The following is a 21,873-nucleotide window of genomic DNA, read 5'->3' as shown; positions in this document are numbered from 1 at the left end:
GCTTCGAGGGAGCTTTTGTTTTACTGCCGGGTTGGCGGAGGAAGTATCAGCGCCTCGTCCAGCGCGCGGCTGAACTCGCTGCGGTCGAACGGCTCCGGCTTCGCGATCATTACGGTCTTGGCGTTCAGAAACTCCTTCATCCCCATCGCCGCAAGCTCGCGTCCGTAGCCGGAGCGCTTGATGCCGCCGAAGGGAAGCCGGGGATCGGAGGAGACCATCGCGTTCAGGAAGACGCCGCCGCACTCAAGCGTCCGGACGAAGTGCTGCTGCTCCAGGTAATCCCTCGTCCACACCGAAGCCGCCAGTCCAAAGGGTGTATCGTTGGCGATCTCGATGGCCTCGGAGACGTCTTTGGCGCGAAAGAGCATGGCCACCGGCCCGAAGAACTCATCGCGATAGACGGAAGCCGAGCGCGGTACGTCGGCGATCACGGTAGGCCCGAAGAAATTTCCCACCCCCGTTATCCGCTTGCCGCCGGTTAGAATCCGGCCTCCGGCGAGCACGGCTGCCTCCACCTGCTTCTCCAACTCGTCAACCAGGGAGGGCGTCGCCAGCGGCCCGATCTGGGTGTCTTCGAGCATGGGGTCGCCGATCTTCAGCGCCTCCATGCCTGCTACAAAGCGCCTCTCGAACTCGTCGTAGATCTCCTCGTGAACGATGAAGCGCTTGGCCGCGATGCAGGACTGGCCGTTGTTGATCGTACGCGCCTTCACCGCTGTGGCGACGGCCTGGTCGAGGTTCGTCGAGGGCATTACGATGAACGGATCGGAGCCGCCCAGTTCCAGCACCGACTTTTTGATAAGCTGTCCGGCCTGGGCCGCGACGGCGCGGCCCGCAGGCTCGCTGCCGGTTAGGGTGACGGCGGCGACGCGCTCGTCGGCCAGCACCATCTCGACCTGTTTGGATTCGATCAGCAGCGTCTGGAAGGTGCCGCGCGGAAACCCGGCCCGCCGCACCAGCGCCTCAATCGCCAGGGCACACTGCGGCACATTGGACGAGTGCTTCAGCAGGCCCACGTTCCCGGCCATCAGGGCGGGCGCTAGGAAGCGGAAGACCTGCCAGAAGGGGAAGTTCCACGGCATCACGGCCAGGATCACTCCGAGCGGGTCCCAGCGCAGGTAGCTGTCGCCGGACTCGATCTCGATGGGCTCCTCGGCCAGCATCTCCGAGGCGTTCTCGGCGAAGTAGCGGCAGCAGGAGGCGCACTTCTGGATCTCCTGCCGCGCGGTTGCCAGGGGTTTGCCCATCTCGGTGGTAATCAGCGCGGCCAACTCTTCGACCTCGGCCTCCATGATCGCGGCCAGCCGCCGCATCCACAGGGCGCGATGTTCGAGCGAGATATCGCCGTAGCTCTTGAAGGACTGCGCGGCGAGGGCGATCTTGCCGCGGATCGCCTCTTCGCCGAGTGGCTCGAAGGTGCGTAGAGAGTTGCCGGTGGCGGGATTGATGGAGGCGATGGCCATGTCGCGAAACCAACTTTTCTGGTGTGGAGTCTCGTCGTGTTGAGTGTAAGGGCTTGTCGGCTACGCTGCCAATCGGGCCAGCGCTTCGGCCAGCACCAGCGTTCCCCGGGCGATATCCGCCGTGGTGGCGAACTCGTCCGGCTTGTGGCTGACGCCTGCTCGGCAGGGAATGAAGATCATGGCGACGGGCGCGATCCGGGCCATGAAGAGCGTGTCGTGGTAGGCGCGGCTGACCATCTTGCGCGCGGGGATGGCGTGCTCGGAGCAAATATCGGTGAGCAGGGAGACGATGTCGGGGGCGCAGGTGGCGGGCTCGTCCGCGTTGACCAGGGACTCGGTGATCTCGACGCGGCGACGGTCTTGGAGGGAGGCGATATCGGCGCGGATGCCGTGCATCACCGACTCGCGGCGGGCGGGGTCGGTGTCGCGGATGTCGAGCTGGAGCGCGACGCGGCTGGGCACGGAGTTGACCGCGCCGGGGTGGACGTCGCAGGTGCCCACGGTGGCCACGGTGTCGATGGAGCCTGTCGCCAGTGCGTGGCGTTCAATGGATAAGACCAGCTCGGCGGCGGCGCAGAGAGCGTCGTGGCGATCGGGCATCAGGAGCGCGCCCGCGTGACCGCCGAAGCCTTCGATGACGAAGCGGTATCCGGCGGGCGCGGCGATGCTGGTGACGATGCCGATCTGTTCGGCGTGGCGCTCGAGCAAGGCCCCCTGCTCGATGTGCAGCTCGAGGAAGGAGTAGTAGTGGTGCGGGGCTATGCGGACGGTTTCGAGCGGACCATGAAAGCCTGCGGCGGTGCGGACCTGGTGCAGGGGCAGGTCGCTGGCGTCGAGGAGGGCGTCGGCCTGCTCGGGCGGCAGGACGCCCGAGAGGACGCGGCTGCCCAGGCAACCGATGCCGAAGCGCGTCGGCTCCTCGGAGGTCAAGAGGATGGTCTCGATGGAACGCCGGGGCCGGTGGCCGCTGGCGGCGATGGCGCGTAGCGCGGCCAGTCCGCCGAGGACGCCGACGGTGCCGTCGTACATGCCTGCGTGGGGTATGGCGTCGATGTGAGAGCCGGTGGCGACCGGGGCCAGCGCGGGGTCGGTGCCTTCGAGGCGGAAAAACGTGTTGCCGATGGCGTCTTCGCGGATGCTCAGGCCCGCCTCGGTGGCCAGTCGTTTGAGCCAGGCACGGGCGGCGAGGTCGTCCGGCGTGAAGACGACGCGGGTGACGGCGGTGCCCAGCGGCGACGGCTCGGCGTGGGTGAAGGTCGCCAGGTGGTCCAGCTCGGATTGGAGGCGGGCGGCGTCGATGTGCAGGTCAGGCATAGGTGCTCCGTGGCGCTACCAGCTTAGCGGATGGCGGTTGAAGTCTTTGTAGATGAGGTACTTCGCGGGCTGCTTGCCGATGGCTCCGAACCACTGCGGGCAGTAGGGGGCCATCCAGATGAAGTCGCCCGCCGTGACCGGATACCACTGGTCGCCGAGCCGGTAGATGCCGCCGCCCGCGAGCATCAGCAGGCCGTGCTCCATGATGTGGACCTCGACCATGGGGAGCGCCGCGCCGGGCTGGTAGGTCATGGTGTTGACGGCGAAGTCGTGTGCGGGCGAGTCGGGCAGGAGGGTGCGGACCTCGAGGTCGGGGTCGCCGTTCAGGGCTGAGGCGGGGGCTTCGGCCTCGTGACCGAAGAAGGCTGGTGGTGGAGGCAGGGTGGGGTGCGGCTCGTAGCTCTTCTCGAGGATGGCGATGCGCGAAGGCTCGAGCGCGGTCAGGCTGGCGTCGAGATCTTCGGGCAGATAGGCGTAGCTGCCGGGCGTCAGAGCATGTGTAACGTTTTTAGTTACCTGGAATCCCGGCTCTTCGACATTTGTAACCTGATGCAGCACAATCTTCGCCGAGCCATCGAGCAGGTAGACGAATCGCTGGTTGGAGGTCGGCCCGAGACGGCTTCCGGCCTCCATCTCGACGGTGTACTGGGTGAACCCCGCGCCCCCGGCGGGCGAGGTGTGGACGATGGCGACGCCGCCTTCGAGCGACGGCAGCGGGATGCGGATGAAGGTATCCGGCGTGTGCAGCAGGTGGTCGCGTGAGTTGACGCTGCGGGTGTGGCCGAGCTTATGCATGTGCGACCTCAGTGGGAGAAAGACTATTCAGGAAGGCTACTCCGGTGATGAGGGCGGCTTCAACATCGGCGGCGTGGACGGCCTCGTCGGGATGGTGGCTGAGGCCGCCGGGGGTGCGGAGAAAGAGCATCGCTGCGGGGATGCGGCGGGCGAGGATCATGGCGTCGTGGCCCGCGCCGCTGGGGATGGGGGAGGCGTCGAAGCCGCTGATGCGGGCGGCCTCGACCAGCAGGTGGATGAGGTGCGGGTGCATGGGGACAGCGGGTTGATCGACCAGCGGCTGCACGGTGCAGGTGACGCCGCGCCGGGTGGCTGCGTGCTGGGCGGCTTCGAGGAGCACTGCGAGCGTGGCGTGGCGCACGGCGTCGTCGGCGTGGCGCAGGTCGAGTGACGCTGTGACCTGGCCGGGGATGACGTTGCCTAGGCCGGGCTTGGCTTCGATGGAACCGACGGTGGCGACCAGCCCCGGCTGCGCGAGGGCGTGGGCCTCTACCAGCGTGATCCAGTGGGCGGTGGCGGCCAGGGCGTCGTGGCGCAGGCGCATGGGCGTGGCTCCGGCGTGGTTGGCGCGGCCGTGGAAGGTAAGGCTCAGGCGGCTCTGGCCCGCGATGGTGCTGACGGCTGCGAGGGGGCGCGACTCGGCTTCGAGGACCGGGCCCTGCTCGATGTGAAACTCGAGGTAGGCGAAGGCGCTGGGAGCGAGCGCGGCGGGTGCGGTGGGCTGGTGGCCGAAGATGGCGATGGCGGCGTCGAGCGTGATGCCGTCGGCGTCGGTGAGGGTGTGCGGGGCGGGCTCGCCGATGAGGGCGAGGGAGCCGAGGAAGGGGTGGCGGAAGCGGACGCCCTCTTCTTCCGAGAAGGCGATCAGCTCGATGGCGAAGGGGAGCTCGGCGGGGTCGACGGACTCGATCAGCGAGAGGCCCATCAGGATGCCGAGCGGGCCGTCGAAGGCTCCGGCGTCGACGACGGTGTCGAGGTGCGAGCCGACGATGAGGCGCGGCTTGTGCTCGGTGCCGGGGTGGATGGCGTGCAGGTTGCCCACGGCGTCGATGGTGACGTGCAGCCCGGCCTCGAGCATCCACCGCCGCACCAGCGCGTGGGCCTCGCGGGTGGCGGGCGTCAGGAACTGGCGGTTGGTCTGGCCGGGGACGTCGGTGATGCGCGCAAGCTCGCGGCAGCGGGCGATGATCTGCTCGGCCTGGGCTGCGAAGGCGAGTTTGTTCTCATGGGTCATATTAAGAGCGGCGCAGGCGGGCTTCGATGTAGCCGTGAGGCTCGTCGGTGGGGACGAAGATCTCGTTGGGGTTGTCCTGGCCGAAGCGGGAGAGATCGACCAGCAGGCAGTGCTTGTTGGGCATGGTGATGTGGATCTCGTCGATGGCGGGGACGGCGTTGAGGGCGTCTTCGGCCATGGCGTAGAGGGTCTGCTGGACCGACTTGCTCTTGTGGTCGGCGAAGGTGCGGAGCAGGAGGGTGCGGATGGTCTCGCGGGTCAGGTCGTAGTCAGTGGTGTCGGTGTAGTGCCAGTCGGCCTCGACGATGGTGCCGAAGACGCGGTCTTCGGTCTCGGGCAGGGTGGTCAGGGAGTCGCGGAGGAAGCCGGAGAAGGCCGAGTTGGCGGTCTTGAGGAGGTTCAGGCCGGAGAGGCCGGAGTGGATGACGAAGAGCTGGTCGCGGTGGCGCTCGACGCTGGTGGTCTGGACCTCATTGGAGCCGCGCATAAAAGAATCCGGGTGGGGCTGGCCTTCGAACTCGAGGCGCTGCCAGGGGTGGCCCTGGATGCGGACGTGCGCGGAGGAGACCTGTGGGTTGCGGCTCAGCAGGAAGTCGATCAGCTCGCGGGCGTACTCCTCCATCGTCGTGGCCTGGGAGCTGCGGGCGACGGAGTAGACCGTGTTCTTCATAGTGTCGGTGGCGAGGATCTTCGAGTTGTCGCCGAGCGTGTGGGCTGTCTCGAAGTCGCCGCGGAGGAGGACCTCGACGGTCCACTCGAAGACGCGGTTGCCTTCGGGGTGGCGGGTGACCTTCATCAGGCGGACGCGGTGTTTGCCGTAGCGATTGTCGATCAGCTCGATCATGGGCTTCCTCAGCTTCCTCGGTAGGTGGTGTAGCCGTTGGGGGTCAGGAGCAGGGGGATGTGGTAGTGCTGGGCAGGGTCGGCCAGCTCGAAGACGATGTCGATGTAGGGATAGAGGCCGCGCAGGTTTTGTGCGGCGAAGTAAGGGGCGGTCTCGAAGCGCAGGCGGAAGATGGCCGGGGTGGGGGCGGGGTCGTCGGGCAGCAGGTGGCGGGCGCGGCCGTCGACGTCGGTGTGGACGTGGGCGAGCGGGGTCCAGACGGCGTTATCGCGGCGGGCGAGCGAGAGGGCGACTCCGGCGGCGGGGCGGCCGGTGGCGGTGTCGAGGATGTGGGTCGAGATGCCCATGTTTTAGGTGCCTCCTAGCCAGCGTTTGAGGCGGAGCTGGGTGATCTGGCGCTGCTGTTCGCCGGACTCGCGCCACTCGGTCTCGGGATCGTTGTGGATGCGGGACTCGAGGGCGGAGAGGATCTCGGGGGCGGTGCGGCCGTTGGCGCAGAGGAGGAAGATGCGGCCGTAGCGGGCCTCGTAGCGGGCGTTGGCGGCTCGGAGGGCTTCGGTGGGTTCGGCTTTGGACTGCTCTTGGCTGGACCAGGTGAGTGATGTTGCGGTGGCGGCTTTGGCGTGGCGCTCGCCGAGGCGAGGGTGGCTGTCGAAGGCCTGCTGCCAGGCCTCGGGTGGGAGGGATTGCCAGATCTGGTCGGAGAGGTGGAGGAGTTGGACGGGGTCGGGGATGGGGCGGTGGGTGGTGAGGGCTTCGGCCCAGGCGTGCGAGCCGCAGCAGGGCAGGATGGACTCGGCGGCTTCGGCTGGGGGGAGGGAGTTCCAGCGGGCGAGAACGCTCGGGTTGGATTCTGTTTGCACGGTGTTGTGAGGATATCGCAGGTCTTGCAGAGGTGCAGTGACGGGTTGGGGAAAGAAAACGCGAAGCGTCCAAAACCGTACGAAGTACCGCCCGCCCGGCGTTAGGGCGCTTTTGTCATTGCTGTTGTATCTGAGGTAGGTCCGGGCTTTAGCCCGGACATTCAAGACCTGTCACAAATGCGGGCTTTAGCCCCCGAGGTGTGCTTTCTTCTCCCGTCCATTGATGCTGGAGGAGAAGCTGTTGTTTGTGAAGACAGGCTGGCCGCGTAGGTAGGTGGCGTGGACCTTGCCGGTGACGGTCTCGCCGACGTAGGGGGAGACGGGGTGGCGGAAGTGCAGGTCTTCGGGTGTGATGGTGTGGGTGGTGTCGGGGTCGAAGAGGGTGAAGCTGGCCTCGCGGCCGGGGAGCAGGGAGCCTACTTCGGTTTCAAAACCCGCCAGCCGGGCCGGTGCGGCAGAGAGCCAGCGGGCGATGTGGTCGAGTGTGAAGCCGCGTCTGCGGGCTTCGGTATGGATGATCGGCAGGGCCACCGAGAGGCTGGCGATGCCGCCCCAGGCCATGTCCCAGCGGCCTGTATCGAGACGCTTCATCTCAGGCGGACAGGGGGAGTGGTCGGTGGCGATCAGGTCGATGGTGCCGTCGGCGAGGCCCTGCCAGAGCTGCTCGCGGTTGGTCGCGCTGCGGATTGGCGGGGCGCACTTGTGCAGGGTGGCTCCGTCGGGGATGGTTTCGGCGGCGAAGTGGAGGTAGTGGGGGCAGGTCTCGACCGTGACGGGCAGGCCCTCGGTTTTGGCGGCGGCGAGCAGGGGGAGCGCGAGGGCCGTCGAGAGGTGGACGATGTGCAGGCGGAAGCCGTACTGGCGGCAGAGGCGGAGGAGGAGGTCGATGGCCTCCAGCTCGGCGGCGGCGGGGCGGCTGGCGAGGTAGGTGGAGTATTGGGTCCAGTCGCGGTCGATGAGCGTGGGGGCGACGGCTTCGATTGGCCCGGCCAGCTCGGCGTGGACGAGAAGCGGCAGGCCAGTGCGGGCGATGTGGGGGAGCGCGGCTTCGAGCTGGCGGCGGTCGATCATGGTGAAGCCGTCGCAGCCGGGGTAGATGAGGAAGCACTTGAAGCCGGGAACTCCGGCCTGGGCGAGCGGCTCGAGATCGAGCTGGTTGTCGGCGACGGCTCCGCCCCAGGCGGCCCAGTCGATGAGGCACTGACCGGTAGCGGCGGCGCGTTTGGCCTCGAGGTGGGGGACGGTGGTGGTCTCGGGCAGGCAGTTGAGGGGCATGTCCACGAGCAGCGTGTAGCCGCCTGCGGCGGCGGCGCGGGTGGCCGTGCGGAAGCCCTCCCACTCGGTGCGGCCGGGCTCGTTGATGTGGACGTGGGTGTCGACCAGACCGGGGAGGATGGCTCGGGTCTTGTGGTCATGAATGGTGGCGTCGGGGGGGATCTCGGCGGTGTTGCAGATGGCGCGGATGCGCTCGCCTTCGATCAGCAGCGCGCCGGGGCGGGTGCCTTGTGGGGTGACGATGCGGTCGGAGAGGAAGGCTTCGGGCATAGGTAGGTTTTCTTGGGGAACGGCGGACCGGAGGTCTTAGATTTGCTGGCTCATGCGGTTTGAGTGGTCGTTGCACCTAGTATCGCTGCTGAAAGGTTATTGCGGTTACTGCGAAGGCTTCAGCACCCGGCGCGTTCCCATTGGCGGCTCCTTTTGAGGGTCATTCGGCAGGCTTAAAGGATCGGCAAGAAGCTTCGGGTCTGGCATCCTAACGGAGACTCCCGCAGGCCGGATGAACGCATCGGTGTGCGCGACCCACACCATGATTCCGTGTTCGCCCGGTGCGGTATGCTGGGCCAGCGGAAACTCCACGATATAGCGCCCGCGCAGCAGATCGACAAACTGCTTCAGGTCGAAGGGAAGCTGGGCGCCGGTCGTCGACAGGATCATCCCGCCGCTCAACTCGCACACGTTCAGAAACGGGTCTTCCGATGTTCTGCCGCCCGCCGTTACCCGCACTCCCCCGTAAGGTTCCCTTATTATGACCCGCTCGGTCATCCCAAAGATGGCAACTCCTTCCTGCTGCGCGAGACTCTTCAGCTCTCTCCATGGACGGTCGCTCCCCTTGTCGTGGCCATCGGTCACTGCCAGAATTACGCGGCGTCCCGGTGTCCCGTGCAGCTCGCGTATCACGTATCCCAGCGCGCTCCACGTACGCGGCGTGTGCTCACATTCGGCCCCCTTTTCTTTTTGCTCGAGCCGCGCGATTTGGAGCACATGGTCGACTCCGCGCTTCATCGTGTCGGCGTCGGCGGGTGCGTTGAGAAAGGTTCGCTTGAGCGTGCAGCCCAGCGTATAGATCGTGATGCTGTCTTGCGGGTGAAGCCACCGCGGAGCCAGTTGGGCGATGGCCGCATCCATCGTCGGCAGCAGGTGGTCTTCGGCGCCGGTTACGTCCAGCACGATCGCCAGCGCGATGGGGTCGTCTCCCTCCAGCCGAACGTGCGTCGGCTGGAACTTCGGTCCGGAGTCCAGGCTCATGGAGAAGCGATCCTGGGGAATCGGTTTTAGCGGAAGGCGGTTGTCGCTCAGCACCAGAGTGGGCACCTGAACGAGACCCTCATAGACGTGCAAGGTGGCCAGCGGGGGTGGTTCGTCTTGTGCAGTCTGTGCGCGGCTCAAGACAGCACAGGCTGCCAGAATCGCTGCGCCGAGCAACAACCGGCGAAGTTGCGAGAGAGATGCGCGGCGCTGAGTCATCCTGTCCTCCCAGCTTGTCCTTCCCCAACCTGGCAAAAGTTTACCTCTCTTTTATCCGATGCCTGATATTTGCCGGGCGGTCGTTGCTTCGCGGGGGATGCCTGCCGGGGCACGGAATCCGGTAACATGGTGGGGTGGACGCTCATAAGGAATACATGAGGCAGGCGATTGACCTGGCCACGACGAATGTGACGTCGGGTGCGGGCGGGCCGTTTGGCGCGGTGATCGTGCGCGACGGCAAAGTGATCGCGACCGGGGTGAACCGGGTGACCGCGACCAACGACCCCACGGCTCATGCGGAGGTGACAGCGATCCGCAATGCCTGCGCGGCGCTGGGGACGTTCGAGCTGAGCGGATGCACGATCTACTCGAGCTGCGAGCCCTGCCCGATGTGCCTGGCGGCGATCCTGTGGGCGCGGTGCGACGCGCTCTTCTACGGCAGCACGGCCGGCGACGCGGCCGAGGGCGGGTTCGATGACTCGTACTTTTATGAGCAGGTGCGGCTGGAGCCGAAGGATCGGGTGCTGCCGTGTGCGTGCCTGCTGCGCGATGAGGCTCGGGTGAGCTTCGACCGCTGGCGGGAGCAGGCGGGAAAGATCGAGTATTGAAGGCTTGGCGGCTTTGGGTGGTTAGGGCCGTATCCCTTTCGACAATTTCAGGTTCAGGAACTTCAAGACAGGAATAACGATGAAGGTTGCTTTGGTTGGGTTTGGGACGGTTGGTAGCTCGGTGGCGAAGGTTTTGCAGGCGTTGCAGCTACCGGGGTTGGAGCTGACGCATGTGTATAACCGCCGGATCGCGCGCAAGAAGGCCTCGCTCGAGGCGCGGTTTGTGCCCACGGGCGTGGTCTGGACCGAGGACATCGAGGATGTGTTGAACTCCGATGCCGAGATTGTGGTCGAGCTGATCGGAGGGCTGGAGCCTGCGGGTGATTGGATTACGCGGGCGCTCGCTTCGGGAAAATCTGTCGTGACGGCCAATAAGCAGTTGATCGCCTATCGCGGCACGGAGCTGCTGGCACTGGCTGCGGAGCGTGGGGTGCAGCTATTGCATGGGGCTGCGGTGGCGGGCGGCGTGCCCGTCATTCCGGGGATGCTGCAGGGGCTGGGCGGCGACGAGGTGACGCGGATCAGCGGCATCCTGAACGGGACGTGCAACTACATCCTGAGCCGGATGGAGGCGGGCGACGGCTACGCGGGTGTGCTGGCCGACGCGCAGGCGCTGGGGTATGCCGAGGTCGATCCGAGTGCCGATGTGGACGGCTATGACGCGCGGGCGAAGCTGTGCATTCTGGCGCGGATCGGGATGCACGCGGAGCTGAACCCGGATGAGGTCTCGACCCAGACGATTGCCTCTGTCGATGCGGTGGACTTTGCTTATGCGAAGGAGCTGAACTGCACTATCCGCCAGGTATCGCGGGTGGAGGTGGACGGCAACGGCGTTCATGCGCGAGTGGGGCCGATGCTGGTGCCGAGGATCTCGCCGCTGGCGTGGTCGCATGGGACTCAGAATATGGTGGTCGTGAAGGGCCGGTTCAACGGCGATGTGGTCTTCTCGGGCCACGGCGCGGGCGGAGATGCGACGGCGGTGGCCGTAATCAGCGATCTGTTGGCGGTCTCGCAGGGCTGCACCAACGTGAAGCTGCCGGTGACGCCGAAGAAGGTGAACGGCGACCTGGTGGCGCCGCACTATCTGCGGTTCATCGTGGACGACAAGCCGGGGATCGTCTCGGCGATTGCGGGCGCGCTGGCGGAGGTAGGGGCGAACATCGACTCGCTGCTGCAACGGCCAGGATATCCCAAGCACCGGCTGGCGTTTGTGGTGACGACCGAGCCGAGCTTGACCTCGGTGATCGAGCGGGCGGTGGAGTCGATTGCGAAGCTGGACTGCATGTTGGAGCGGCCGCTGTGCTTACAGATACTCGTGGTAGATGATAAAGACGAAGAGACCGCCTAATGGCGATGAATGAGGAGACGGCTTAATGGCGGTGTTGCTGGATGCAATCAATATCAAGCGGAAGATGACGTTTGAGATGGACGATGTGCCGTATGCGTGCCTGGACTCGGATATCAGCACTCCGACGGCGCGCGGAGGGCAGACGCTGGTGCGGCTGAAGATGCGCAACCTGCTGAACGGCGCGGTCTTTGAGAAGAGCTTCAAGGCGGGCGACAAGTTCAAGGAGCCGGACCTGGAGTATGTGCCTGTCTCGTACCTGTATAGCGATGGCGATGGTTCGCACTTTCTCAATCAAGATAACTTTGAGACGCTGACGCTGAACGCGGAGACGGTCGGTGATGCGCTGGACCTGTTGATCGAGGGCGCACTGCTGCAACTGTACATGTACAACGGCGGGCCGATTGGCGTGGTGCTGCCGGTCTTTGTGGAGTTGAACGTGGAGTACGCGGAGACGGGCGGCAAGGGCGACTCGTCGAGCGGCAGCGGGACCAAGATGGCGCGGTTGGAGACGGGGCTGGAGATTCGGGTGCCGTTGTTCATCAAGGAAGGCGAGAGGGTCAGGGTCTCGACTGAGACGCGGGAGTTTACCGGCCGGGCATAAGGTTTTTCACGCGAAGCGTCGAGAACGGTACGAAGTACTCGGGGGACGACGATGGATCGCAGGGATTTTCTCAACCTGGGTGGGGCCAGTGTGGCCGGTATTGCTTTGCGTGCTCGTGCGCAGGAAGCCGGCTTCAAGGCGCAGGAGCCGGACCTCGTGGTCTTCAATGCGAAGGTCTATACGGTCGATGACCGGCTGCCGAAGGCGGAGGCGTTCGCCGTCAAGGGGGGCCGGTTCGTCGCGGTAGGCAGCAATGCGGAGATCAAAGGGCTCATCGGCAGGAAGACCCAGAGCTACGATGCCCACGGGATGACGGTGGTGCCGGGGTTCATCGACACGCACAACCACGGCGGTGGCGAGGGGCTGATGTACCACGCGCTCGTCGGCAACCCGTACGATGTGGAGTTCGTGACGATCCAGAGCGTCATCGACAAGTTGCAGGCTCGTGCGCGGACTCTGCCCACGGGGACGTGGGTAGAGGGCTTCTTCTTCGACGATACCAAGCTGAAGGATAGCCGCCCGCTGAACGCGCAGGATCTCGACAAAGTTTCGACGGAACACCCGGTGGTGGTGCGGCATCGCGGCGGGCACACCAACTTTTACAACAGCAAGGCCTTCCAGATGGCGGGTATCACGAAGGATACGCCCAATCCGCCCGGAGGTACCTTCGACAAGAACGAGCAGGGCGAGCTAAACGGGCGCGTCACCGACCGGGCCAGGGTGGTGCTCGATAAGGTCGGCAGCTTTGAGAGCTTTACTCCGGCTGTCAAGGAGAAGCGCGTCCTCGACGGCGTGGCTTTTATGTCGAAGAAGTTCGTCGAGTACGGGCTGACCAGCGTGCATCACGACGAGGTGGGCGTGCTGATGGCCATGCAGGAGCAGCGCGTGCGTGGTGGACTGCTGCACCGCGTCAACTATGAGCCTGGCGATAAACTGACCGACCAGATGATCGACGCGGGCATCGAGAGTGGCTTTGGCGATGAGTGGATTCGCTTGGGCGCTACCTCGGAACACCTCGTCGATGGCTCGCTCTCCGAGCGCACGATGGCGATGAGCCGTCCCTTCGTGGGCATCTCGCCACCGTACTATGGCAACCTCATCCAGAGCCAGGAGGACCTGAACGCTTGGGCTGAGCGGGTGCATCGCGCCGGTATCCGGCTGAACTGCCACGCCAATGGAGACGTCGCGATCGACCGCACGCTAACGGCTTACGAGCGGGCTTTGAAGTTGTATCCACGGCCCGATGTGCGGCCTAAAATTTCTCATTGCAGCCTGGTCAACGCTGATCTGGTGCGGCGAATGAAAGCTCTGAACGTGGTGCCTGCCGAGTTCAGCACCTACCCGTATTACAACTCCGATAAGTTTCATTTTTACGGCGAAGAGCTGATGAAGAACATGACTGCCATGCGGTCGCTGCTTGATGCCGGGATTGTGGCCTCGGGTGGTTCGGATTTTAGCCCGGGGCCGTTCTCGCCGTTGATGGCGGTGCAGGCGATGGTGACGCGCACCGGATGGAATGGGGAGACGTGGGGCGCGAACCAGCGGATCAGCGTGGATGAGGCGCTGCGGGTGAATACGCTCAATGGGGCTTATAACTCGCTCGAGGAGGGGATTAAAGGCTCGATCACTCCAGGGAAGCTGGCGGATTTTGTGGTGCTGGCGAATGATCCTCATACCGTGGAGCCGGGGAAGATCAAGGATATTCAGATTGTGAAGACCGTGGTGGGTGGGGCTACGGTCTATCAGGCGTAAGAGAAGGCTCCAGGAGCAACGGCAACAGCGCCCTCGCGCCGGGCGGGCGGCACTTCGTGCGGTTTTGGACGCTTCGCGTGTTTTTTGTTTTTAGAGAATAGAAAGTGGCACCTCGATTGTGAGGTGCCGCTCTTTTTGTTGCTGCGATTTTTAGTACTTCGCCATCGTCGGGTCGATCTTATCGGCCCAATCGAGGATGCCGCCCGCAAGGTTCTCCACGTGGGTGAACCCGGCGTTCTTCAGGATCACCGCGGCCTTCTGGCTGCGGGCTCCCGAACGGCAGTGGACGACGATCTCCGCGTCCTTAGCCACGGGAATCTCAGAGATGCGCTTCTCAAGATCGCCGACCGGGATCAACGGCGCGCCGAGATTCGCGATGGGAACCTCGTGCGGCTCGCGGACGTCGAGCAGGAAGAAGTTCTCGTTGGCGTCGCGCCTGCGCTTCAGGTCATTGACGGTGATCTGCGGGATGCCATCGACGATGGAGCCGGAGACGTCTTTGTTCTGCGCGACCTCAAGCGGACCGGTGGTCGAGGCCGGAGGCGCGATGCCGCAGAACTGGTCGTAGTCGATCAGCTCGGTGACGGTCGGGTTGGGGCCGCAGACCGGGCACTCGGGGTTCTTGCGCAGCTTGAGCGTGCGGAAGTTCATGCCCAGCGCGTCAACCAGCAGAAGACGGCCGACCAGCGGCTCGCCGATGCCGAGAATGAGCTTGATGACCTCAGTAGCCTGGATGATGCCGACGAGGCCGGGCAGGATGCCGAGGACGCCGCCCTCCGCGCACGAGGGCACGAGGCCCGGCGGCGGCGGATCGGGGTAGAGGCAGCGGTAGCACGGGCCGTCCTTGGCCCCGAATACGCTGGCCTGGCCCTCGAAGCGGAAGATCGAGCCGTAGGCGTTGGGCTTGCCGGTCAGGACGCAGGCGTCGTTGACGAGGTACCGGGTCTGGAAGTTGTCGGTGCCGTCGGCGATGACGTCGAAGTCCTTGAAGATCTCGAGCGCGTTGGCGCTGGTGAGCATGGTGTTGTACTTGACCACGTTCAGGTTCGGGTTCAACCCCTTGAGCATGATCTCGGCGGAGTCGACCTTCAGCTTGCCGACGGTCGCGGTCGAATGGATAACCTGACGCTGGAGGTTCGAGGCGTCGACCGTGTCGAAGTCGACTAGGCCGAGCGTGCCCACTCCGGCTGCGGCGAGGTAGAGCGCGAGCGGCGCGCCCAGGCCGCCGGTGCCGACGCAGAGGACCTTCGCGGCCTTCAGCTTCTGCTGGCCCTCGTAGCCGACCTCGGGCAGGATGAGGTGGCGGGAGTAGCGGGCGATCTCCTCGTTGGTGAGCTTGGGAAGCTCGGCGGTGACGGCTTGCGGATCGAGCGTTGCGGTGGACATAATGTGCCTCTTATTTACAGATGCGGGGTTCTGGGCTGCGGATTCAGCGGCCGCCGGCGATGGAGGGGATGATGGTCAGCTCGTCGGACTCGGCGACGGCGGTCTCTTCCTTGGCGGGGAGGTAGCGGATGTCGTCGTCGTTCAGGTAGATGTTGACGAACGAGCGCAGCTTGCCGTCGGCGCTGTAGAGGTTGTTGCGCAGGTCGGGGAACTGGGTGACGAGGGCTTCGAGTGCGGCGGCTACGGTGGTGCCGGTGACGGTAACGGCCTCCTGGCGGTCGGTGTAGGCGCGAAGAGGGGTGGGGATGTGGATGGTCATGAGGCTCCTGAAAGCTTGGAAATGTGGATGAGAGTGAAGAGGGACTTTGCCGGGCGCGCCGCGAGTGGGCGGGGTTCTAAGCCGGGGCTAGAGGCAACGACAACAACAACAGCTGCGGCGGCCAGGGCAGGAGCCGAGGCAACAACAACGACAGCGAGTTGGATAGTGCAATGTCATGCTGATTTGATTCTAAACCGTTTCGTTGATCAAAATCTCGATGGGCTCGGGTTCGAAGCGTTTGTCTTCCTCGCTGGTGCCGGTGAGGAGGAAGGAGTTGGTGTCCTCGGAGACGCCTGCGGTCTTGTCTCCGGCCACGCGGGTGATGAGGTAGGAGCAGCCGAGCCAGTGGGCCTCGGCGAAGTCGGTGGAGGACCACATGGCGGGGTGGTCGGGGTGCGAGTGGTAGAAGCCGACGATGTCGAGGCCCAGTTTGCGGGCGTGGCGCTGGATCTTGACCAGCTCCTCGGGCGCGATGTGGTAGCGGTTGTGGGCCGAGTCGGTGCGGGTGTTGCCCGCGCGGACGGTCTCGACGACCTCGTTGCCCGCCTCGGTGGAGTGGCCGAGCAGGACACCGCAGCACTCGTAGGGGTAGGTCTCGACGCCGTGGGCGCGCAGGGTCTCGTATTCAGTGTAGGAAATTTTGAGCATTAGGACTCCTTCCAGAAGCGCTCGGACATGTACTTTTCTGCGGAGTCGCAGAGGATGGTGACGATGACGGCTTCGCGTCCGGCGGCGTGCTCGCGCTGGGCGATCTGGAGCGATGCGGCGACCGCTCCGCCCGCCGAGACGCCGACCAGCAGGCCGGATTTGCGGGCCAGACGCAGGCACATCGCGTAGGCGCGCTCGGTCTCGAGGTCGATGTTCTCGTCGGCGAGGGTGGGGTCGTAGATCTTGGGGACGATGGCCGTGGCCATGTGCTTCAGGCCCTCGAGGCCGTTGAAGGGCGAGTCGGGCTGCATGGAGATGCAGCGGATGTTGGGGTTCAACTCGCGCAGGCGGCGGGTGGTGCCCATGAAGGTGCCGGAGGTGCCGAGGCCCGCGACGAAGTGGGTGACCTGGCCCTCTGTCTGCCGCCAGATTTCGTTGGCTGTCGTCCGGTAGTGGCTCAGCCAGTTGTTGTCGTTGGAGTACTGGTCGGCGTAGAAGTAGCGGTCGGGCTCGGCGGCGGTCAGCTCGCGGGCCTTGCGGATGGCTCCGTCGGAGCCGTCGGCGGGGTCGGTCCAGACGATGGTGGCTCCGTAGGCGGCGAGGTACTGCTTGCGCTCGGGCGAGACGTTCGACGGCATACAGAGCGTGACCGGGAAGCCCATGGCCGCGCCCAGCATGGCGTAGGCGATGCCGGTGTTGCCGCTGGTGGCGTCGAGCAGACCCTTGGTGGGCGAGAGAAGCCCTTTGCTCTGGGCGTCCAGCACGATGGCCGACGCGGCGCGGTCCTTGACGGAACCGCCGGGGTTGGCCCACTCGGCCTTGCCGAGGATCTGAATGCCGGGAAGGTCGCCTGTCAGCTCGTCCAGGCGGACGAGGGGGGTGTTGCCAATACGGTCCAGAAGGCTGGTCCCGAGTGTTTTCGTTGCGGTCTCGGTTTGAGTAGGCATGGTTTCTATTGGGAGTTGCGCTGCCGATGTGCGACAGTTATTTATGTCGAGTGTAAATTACTGGTTCTGACAGGCAAACCGGGAACCAAGAATAAGGAACATGTAACTCATGGCTAAGAAAACAGAGCAGCGCAGCTTCAACGACGTCCTTTCCATTCTCGGCAGCCAGAAGTTTGATGTCGCGCCGGCCTCCGAGGGTGCAAAGCGGGGCGGCGGGGCGTTCCAGGTGCGGAAGTACGGGTGTGCGGCGGAGATCGGCGCGGGTTCGGACGGGTCGGTGCAGATGCTGGCGCGGCCGGGCTGGGTGCTGGGCGGCGAGATCAGCCGCCTGGTGGACAAGGGCTACCAGAAGTTCCTGGTGACCCCGAAGGTGAGCGTTCCGGCGACTGCCGACGCGCTGCGGGCGATCCATGAGTTCTCGCAGGAGCTGAACCTGGCGGCTGGGGAGATGAACCTCTACAACGAGGCTCTGGGAACGACCAGCGACCGCTATATGTACGACCGGGTGAAGGGGCGTCCGGACGCCGGGTAACGATTGCCGGTTCGGGCGAAGAGTCTAGCGCGGATAAGGACGGATCAAGGCGGATTTGAATGCTCGGGTGTTGATGCCTGAGTGCTTTTATCTTTCTTGATCCTTCTTTATCCGCGTTTGGTTTTTCTTGACTGTTCGCGCTGGTACTCGCGGTAGGCCTCGCTCTTGCCGATGCCGCGTTCGCGGGCTACGCGCTTCAGGGCGTCCATCTCGGAGAGGGAATCCGAGGCCATCAGGGCGGTTACATCCTGAAGGATGGTGCGGCGGGAGGTGACCTGTGACTCGGCCAGGGTGAGCAGCAGAACGATCTCGCCTTTGACGACGCCTCGCGCGGCGAAGGTCTGGGCTATCTCCGCGACCGGGCCGCGCAGGAACTCTTCGTGCAGCTTGGTCAGCTCGCGGGCCACGACGAGGTGCTGGGCGGGGCCGAAGGTCAGCTCGAGGTCGGCGAGGGTCTCGAGCAGGCGGTGGGGCGACTCGTAGAGGATGTGGGTGGTGGGGCCTTTGGGCAGGGCTTCGAGGGCCGAACGGCGCTGGCCGGGTTTGGACGGCAGGAAGCCGTGGAAGGTGAAGCTCTCGGACGGCAGGCCGCTGGCGATCAGGGCGCTGATGGCGGCGTTGGCTCCGGGAATGGGGTAGACCGGGACTCCGGCGGCGATGGCCTGGGCGGCGAGCTGGGAGCCGGGGTCGGCGATGCCGGGGGTTCCGGCGTCGGAGACGATGGCGATGCGGGCTCCGGCCTTCAGCTCGGTGACCAGCTCGGCGGCGCGCTCGCCCTCGTTGAAGAGGTGGTAGCTGACGGTGGGAGTGTGGATGCCGAAGTGGTTCAGGAGCTTCTGGGTCTGGCGGGTGTCCTCGCAGGCGATGCGGTCTGCCAGACGCAGGACGCGGAGGGCGCGGAGGGTGATGTCCTCGAGGTTGCCGATGGGGGTGGCGACCAGGTAGAGGCCGGGGGGGATGGGCTTGTCGGAGGTTTTGAGGGTTTCAGGCTTGAGTGTGTCAGTCATGGGGTAGTTGGGGTTGTTAGAGGCAACGGCAAAAGCAGAAGCAGATTCCTCCGCTTCGCTCCTGAATGACAACCAAAAGAACAGGCAACGGCGAAAGAATAGGCAACGGCGGAGGTGGTCTCTTGGGGCGCTTAGATTCAGCGGTCGTTCTGTTTTGATGCGAGGGTGGCTTGCTTCAGGCGGCGGGTCTGGTTGAGGGTGGTCATCGACCGTTGCAGGTTCTGCGGAGTGATGATGCCGACGATGCGCTCGCCCTCGACGATTGGCACTAACTGCGCACCCTGGCCCGCCAGCGTGCCCATGATGCGCCGCAGCGTGGCCACCAGCGAGTCGTTCGGCGAGGCCGTCTGGAAGCTGCGCGTCATCACGCCCTGCACGTAGCTGTTGCCGTTCGACTCCAGCGCCTCAAGGATGTTCTGGCGCGAGACCGCTCCGACCAGATTGTTGCCGCGGACGACGGGATAGACGTCCTGCAGGGTGTGCCCGGCGTGCAGCATGGCGTCCTCCAGCGTGGCCGAGGCCGAGAGGGTGGTGAAGTCGGTCAGCATGACGTCGCGCATGGTGACAGCCTCGGCCCCGGTGGGAACGGACGGCTGGCTGGGATCGTCGGTGGCGGTGACGGGCTGGAGGAGGGGCAGCGACTCCATCTGGGCGCCGAGCAGGATGGTGATGCCCATGATAATCATCCACATATTGACGACGATCATGCCGCCCGCGATGAGGATGAGCGCGATGGCGGGGCCGAGGATGGCCAGCAGGCGCGAGCTGCGGGAGGTGGCTCCTGCACCGGCGGGCAGCAGCTCGCTACGGAAGACGCGCGCGCCGTCGAGCGGCCAGGCGGGCAGCAGGTTGATGGCTCCGAGCAAAATGTTGACCCAGACCAGGGCGCGGAGCAGGTGCGCGGGGGAGACCCAGCGCAGCGAGAGCAGGTCGGTCGAGGGGGCGAAGGTCAGGATGACGGCCGCCATGATGAGGCCGAAGGAGAAGTTGGCGATGGGGCCGACCATGGCCATGCGGCGCTGGATGGCGGGGCTCTGGGCGCGGACGCTGGCTTCGGGCGAGAAGGTGAGCAGGCCGCCAGTGGGCAGCAGCAGGATGCCGCGCAGCTCCAGCGAGAACCAGGTGGCTGCGACGGCGCGGGCGATCTCGCGCACGGCCACGGCGAGCAGCAGCAGCAGCCACAGGGCCACGCCACGGTGGGTGCCCACGCCGACGAAGGTGGCGTAGCTGATGGAAAACGCGCAGAGCAATACGAAGAAGGTGTGGATGCGGAGATCCACGCCGAGAACTCTGCCGATCGGGAAGGACCATCCGCGCATGACTTGATTGTATGCTGCGGGCGATGAGGGCGGGGCGGTTAGGATGGGAGGATGAGGGTGATTGCAGGGACGTACCGGTCGCGGCTGCTGGCCTCGCCGCCGGGGATTTCGACCAGGCCGACGAGCGATCGGCTGCGGGAGACGCTGTTCAATATTCTGGCTCCACGGCTGGAGGGCTGTAAGTTTGTGGACCTGTATGCGGGGACCGGAGCGGTGGGGATCGAGGCCATCAGCCGGGGCGCGGCGTTTGTGTGGTTCGCCGAGAAGGCCGAGCCTGCGTTGAAGTCGCTGCGAGGGAACCTGGCTGCGTTGAAGATCGCGCAGGGTTACTCGGTGGACGACCGGGGGACCGGGGCTCTGTTGCAGAAGGTGGCGAAGCTGAAGGGGCAGATCGATATTGTGTTTCTGGACCCGCCGTATGAGGCCGAGGCGGAGTACGAGGGGACGCTGCGATTTCTGGGCAGTGACGCCGGGCGGGGGATGCTGGCCGAGGGCGCGGTGGTGTTGGCCGAACACGCCTCGAAGGGGAAGTTCAAGCTGGCCGAGCGGTATGGCGGGTTGGTGAGGACGCGGGAGTATCGGCAGGGAGAGGCTTCGGTGAGTTTTTACGCGGTTGCGGCCGAGTAAAAAACACGCGAAGCGTCTAGTACCCCACGAAGTGGTGCCCGCCCGGCATGAGGGCGCTTTTGCTGTTGCCTCTTGTCCCAAAGGCAACAGCAAAAGCAGATTCCTCCGCTTCGCTCCTGAATGACAACCAAAAGAACTGGCAATGGCAAGTGCCCTTAGCGGATCTGGTAGCCGCCGCCGGTATGGGTGCCGGTGCGCAGGTCGAGCGTGAACGGAACCTCCTTATCAGTGAGCATGTTCCAGCCGAAGCCGTGAAGCTGGTCTCCTTCGATGTGGCTGAGGGTAATGCCTTCCCAACTCAGGCGGCTGGATTGCCATGCCATGCCGTCTGCTCCCCATGCGAGCAACTGGTGGAAGCCCATGAAGAGCAGCAGGTTGTGGCTGGGGAGCGGGTGGACGGCGGTGACGGGCTTGAGCGGTAGCAGGGTGCAGGCGGACGGGGCGGTGGTGTCGGCCAGGTAGGCGTAGCCTCCGGCGACGGCGCAGAGCTGGCCGGGGTTGGGGCAGGCGTAAAGGCCCGTGGGCATCGAAGGATCGGTGAAGCCAAGGGCACAGGTGACCAGGTAAGAGCCTCCCGCAGCGGGGCGTACGAGCAACTGCAACGCGCCACGGGCCAGCGAGTCCTCTTCGCCCGCGATCTGCATGGGGTAGGTGAACTGGCGCGCGGGCGCGATCAGGGGAGACGTGCGCAGGATCTCGGCGGACCAGTTCTGCGGGAAGGTGTCGGGGGCGAGTAGGGGCATGGTGGCTCTGCAATCAGGATAACGGTTAGCGGGTGCGAGTGTCCGGCTAGAACGAGCGTTCGGTCGGTATAGTAGAATCCCGGCATGGTCGATGACGGATGAGATTCAAGCTGATTCTTACCGGAGCCACCGGGTTGGTGGGTGAGGGCGTGCTTCTGGAGTGCCTGGAGCATCCGGCGGTGATGCAGGTGTTGAGCGTGAGCCGAAAGTCCTGCGGGAGGCAGCATCCCAAGCTGACCGAGTGTCTCGTTCCTGATTTTATGGAGCTGGATGCGGTCGCCAACCAGTTGAGCGGCTACGATGCCTGCTTCTACTGCGCGGGCATTAGCTCGCGGGGCATGACTGAGGCTGCGTACAGCCATGTGACCTACGATGTGCCCCTGCACTTCGCCGAGACGCTGCTGCGGCTGAACCCGCAGATGATCTTCTGCCACATGTCGGGCGGCCACGCCGACAGCTCCGAGAAGGGCCGGGTGATGTGGGCGAGGGTCAAGGGACGAGCCGAGAACGCGATGATGCGGTTGGGCTTTCGGCGGGTCTATAACTTCCGTCCCGGCTTTATGAAGCCGACCGACGGGCAGCGCAATGTTCCGCCGTTTTATCGGGCGATCAGCCGTCTGTACCCGGTGCTGCGCGTGCTGCTGCCGAGCCAGGTGCTGACTATGCAGCAAGTGGGGCTGGCCATGATCGAGAGCGTGCTGAAGGGGTATCCGAAGCAGGTGCTGGAGATCAAGGATATGCAGGCGCTGGCCGGAAGCTAGGCCGCAACTTTGTGTTG

Annotated in this window: 23 protein-coding genes; 7 read left to right on the top strand and 16 right to left on the bottom strand. The window is 65.0% G+C overall.

Annotated features, from left to right (window positions below):
* Positions 1-20: 20 nt before the first annotated feature.
* The 9 genes from FTO74_RS13645 to FTO74_RS13605 all read right to left on the bottom strand — a co-directional run bounded on the left by FTO74_RS13645 (position 21) and on the right by FTO74_RS13605 (position 9,258).
* Positions 21-1,463, bottom strand: a complete 1,443-nt coding sequence (locus tag FTO74_RS13645) for an NAD-dependent succinate-semialdehyde dehydrogenase (RefSeq protein ID WP_162538638.1) — start codon at positions 1,461-1,463, stop codon at positions 21-23.
* 60 nt (positions 1,464-1,523) lie between these two features.
* Positions 1,524-2,777: a M20 family metallo-hydrolase gene (locus tag FTO74_RS13640; protein ID WP_162538637.1), complete on the bottom strand. Its 1,254-nt coding sequence runs from the start codon at positions 2,775-2,777 to the stop codon at positions 1,524-1,526.
* Positions 2,778-2,792: 15 nt separating this feature from the next.
* Positions 2,793-3,572: a (S)-ureidoglycine aminohydrolase gene (allE, locus tag FTO74_RS13635; RefSeq protein WP_162538636.1), complete on the bottom strand. Its 780-nt coding sequence runs from the start codon at positions 3,570-3,572 to the stop codon at positions 2,793-2,795.
* Positions 3,565-4,806 carry an allantoate amidohydrolase gene (locus tag FTO74_RS13630; protein WP_162538635.1) on the bottom strand — a complete coding sequence of 414 codons (1,242 nt, stop codon included), beginning with the start codon at positions 4,804-4,806 and terminating at the stop codon, positions 3,565-3,567. Before FTO74_RS13630 ends, allE begins: the two co-directional genes overlap by 8 nt.
* A 1-nt stretch (position 4,807) precedes the next feature.
* The gene (gene pucL, locus FTO74_RS13625; RefSeq protein WP_162538634.1) at positions 4,808-5,650 is read right to left on the bottom strand and encodes a factor-independent urate hydroxylase; all 843 of its coding nucleotides are present in this window, start codon (positions 5,648-5,650) and stop codon (positions 4,808-4,810) included.
* Positions 5,651-5,658: 8 nt separating this feature from the next.
* Positions 5,659-5,997: a hydroxyisourate hydrolase gene (uraH, locus tag FTO74_RS13620; RefSeq protein ID WP_162538633.1), complete on the bottom strand. Its 339-nt coding sequence runs from the start codon at positions 5,995-5,997 to the stop codon at positions 5,659-5,661.
* A 3-nt stretch (positions 5,998-6,000) separates the two neighbouring features.
* The gene (uraD, locus tag FTO74_RS13615; protein ID WP_255462268.1) at positions 6,001-6,513 is read right to left on the bottom strand and encodes a 2-oxo-4-hydroxy-4-carboxy-5-ureidoimidazoline decarboxylase; all 513 of its coding nucleotides are present in this window, start codon (positions 6,511-6,513) and stop codon (positions 6,001-6,003) included.
* Positions 6,514-6,699: 186 nt separating this feature from the next.
* Positions 6,700-8,058: an allantoinase AllB gene (gene allB / locus FTO74_RS13610; protein ID WP_162538632.1), complete on the bottom strand. Its 1,359-nt coding sequence runs from the start codon at positions 8,056-8,058 to the stop codon at positions 6,700-6,702.
* A 105-nt stretch (positions 8,059-8,163) separates the two neighbouring features.
* Positions 8,164-9,258, bottom strand: a complete 1,095-nt coding sequence (locus tag FTO74_RS13605; RefSeq protein WP_162538631.1) for a hypothetical protein — start codon at positions 9,256-9,258, stop codon at positions 8,164-8,166.
* Positions 9,259-9,392: 134 nt separating this feature from the next.
* Here FTO74_RS13605 and FTO74_RS13600 point away from each other — a divergent pair, with 134 nt between their 5' ends.
* From FTO74_RS13600 to FTO74_RS13585, 4 genes are all read left to right on the top strand, one after another.
* Entirely contained in the window at positions 9,393-9,866 is a 474-nt protein-coding gene (locus FTO74_RS13600; protein WP_345933176.1) for a nucleoside deaminase, read from the top strand.
* 79 nt (positions 9,867-9,945) lie between these two features.
* A complete protein-coding gene (locus tag FTO74_RS13595; protein WP_162538629.1) occupies positions 9,946-11,214 on the top strand; it encodes a homoserine dehydrogenase in 1,269 nt (422 codons plus the stop codon).
* 25 nt (positions 11,215-11,239) lie between these two features.
* Entirely contained in the window at positions 11,240-11,815 is a 576-nt protein-coding gene (locus FTO74_RS13590) for an elongation factor P (protein ID WP_162538628.1), read from the top strand.
* A 51-nt stretch (positions 11,816-11,866) separates the two neighbouring features.
* Positions 11,867-13,567: an amidohydrolase gene (locus FTO74_RS13585; RefSeq protein WP_162538627.1), complete on the top strand. Its 1,701-nt coding sequence runs from the start codon at positions 11,867-11,869 to the stop codon at positions 13,565-13,567.
* A gap of 150 nt (positions 13,568-13,717) precedes the next feature.
* Here FTO74_RS13585 and moeB read toward each other — a convergent pair whose 3' ends face one another.
* The 4 genes from moeB to FTO74_RS13565 all read right to left on the bottom strand — a co-directional run bounded on the left by moeB (position 13,718) and on the right by FTO74_RS13565 (position 16,867).
* Positions 13,718-14,953 (bottom strand): molybdopterin-synthase adenylyltransferase MoeB, encoded by a 1,236-nt coding sequence (gene moeB, locus FTO74_RS13580; RefSeq protein WP_162538626.1) that lies wholly within the window; start codon positions 14,951-14,953, stop codon positions 13,718-13,720.
* A gap of 43 nt (positions 14,954-14,996) precedes the next feature.
* The gene (locus tag FTO74_RS13575; protein WP_162538625.1) at positions 14,997-15,272 is read right to left on the bottom strand and encodes a MoaD/ThiS family protein; all 276 of its coding nucleotides are present in this window, start codon (positions 15,270-15,272) and stop codon (positions 14,997-14,999) included.
* A gap of 189 nt (positions 15,273-15,461) precedes the next feature.
* Positions 15,462-15,920 carry a M67 family metallopeptidase gene (locus FTO74_RS13570; protein ID WP_162538624.1) on the bottom strand — a complete coding sequence of 153 codons (459 nt, stop codon included), beginning with the start codon at positions 15,918-15,920 and terminating at the stop codon, positions 15,462-15,464.
* Positions 15,920-16,867: a cysteine synthase family protein gene (locus FTO74_RS13565; RefSeq protein ID WP_162538623.1), complete on the bottom strand. Its 948-nt coding sequence runs from the start codon at positions 16,865-16,867 to the stop codon at positions 15,920-15,922. Before FTO74_RS13565 ends, FTO74_RS13570 begins: the two co-directional genes overlap by 1 nt.
* Before the next feature lie 109 nt (positions 16,868-16,976).
* Between FTO74_RS13565 and FTO74_RS13560 the strand changes: the two genes are divergently transcribed.
* Entirely contained in the window at positions 16,977-17,399 is a 423-nt protein-coding gene (locus tag FTO74_RS13560) for a hypothetical protein (protein WP_162538622.1), read from the top strand.
* A 107-nt stretch (positions 17,400-17,506) separates the two neighbouring features.
* Here FTO74_RS13560 and rsmI read toward each other — a convergent pair whose 3' ends face one another.
* Both rsmI and FTO74_RS13550 read right to left on the bottom strand, forming a co-directional pair.
* Positions 17,507-18,406 carry a 16S rRNA (cytidine(1402)-2'-O)-methyltransferase gene (gene rsmI, locus FTO74_RS13555; protein WP_162538621.1) on the bottom strand — a complete coding sequence of 300 codons (900 nt, stop codon included), beginning with the start codon at positions 18,404-18,406 and terminating at the stop codon, positions 17,507-17,509.
* Positions 18,407-18,543: 137 nt separating this feature from the next.
* Positions 18,544-19,725 (bottom strand): CBS domain-containing protein, encoded by a 1,182-nt coding sequence (locus tag FTO74_RS13550; protein WP_162538620.1) that lies wholly within the window; start codon positions 19,723-19,725, stop codon positions 18,544-18,546.
* 51 nt (positions 19,726-19,776) lie between these two features.
* Between FTO74_RS13550 and rsmD the strand changes: the two genes are divergently transcribed.
* Positions 19,777-20,352, top strand: a complete 576-nt coding sequence (rsmD, locus tag FTO74_RS13545; protein ID WP_162538619.1) for a 16S rRNA (guanine(966)-N(2))-methyltransferase RsmD — start codon at positions 19,777-19,779, stop codon at positions 20,350-20,352.
* 155 nt (positions 20,353-20,507) lie between these two features.
* Here the strand turns inward: rsmD and FTO74_RS13540 are convergent, their stop codons facing one another.
* Complete coding sequence (locus FTO74_RS13540) at positions 20,508-21,095, bottom strand: hypothetical protein (protein WP_162538618.1); 588 nt, start codon at positions 21,093-21,095, stop codon at positions 20,508-20,510.
* 98 nt (positions 21,096-21,193) lie between these two features.
* On the opposite strand from FTO74_RS13540, the gene FTO74_RS13535 reads away from it, so the two are divergent.
* On the top strand, positions 21,194-21,856 hold the full coding sequence (locus FTO74_RS13535; protein ID WP_162538617.1) for an NAD-dependent epimerase/dehydratase family protein: 663 nt from the start codon (positions 21,194-21,196) through the stop codon (positions 21,854-21,856).
* Positions 21,857-21,873 lie beyond the last annotated feature (17 nt).

Origin of the sequence: Granulicella sp. WH15, assembly GCF_009914315.1 — a bacterium.
GTDB lineage: Bacteria > Acidobacteriota > Terriglobia > Terriglobales > Acidobacteriaceae > Edaphobacter.
This window is presented reverse-complemented; position numbering and strand designations above follow the sequence as displayed.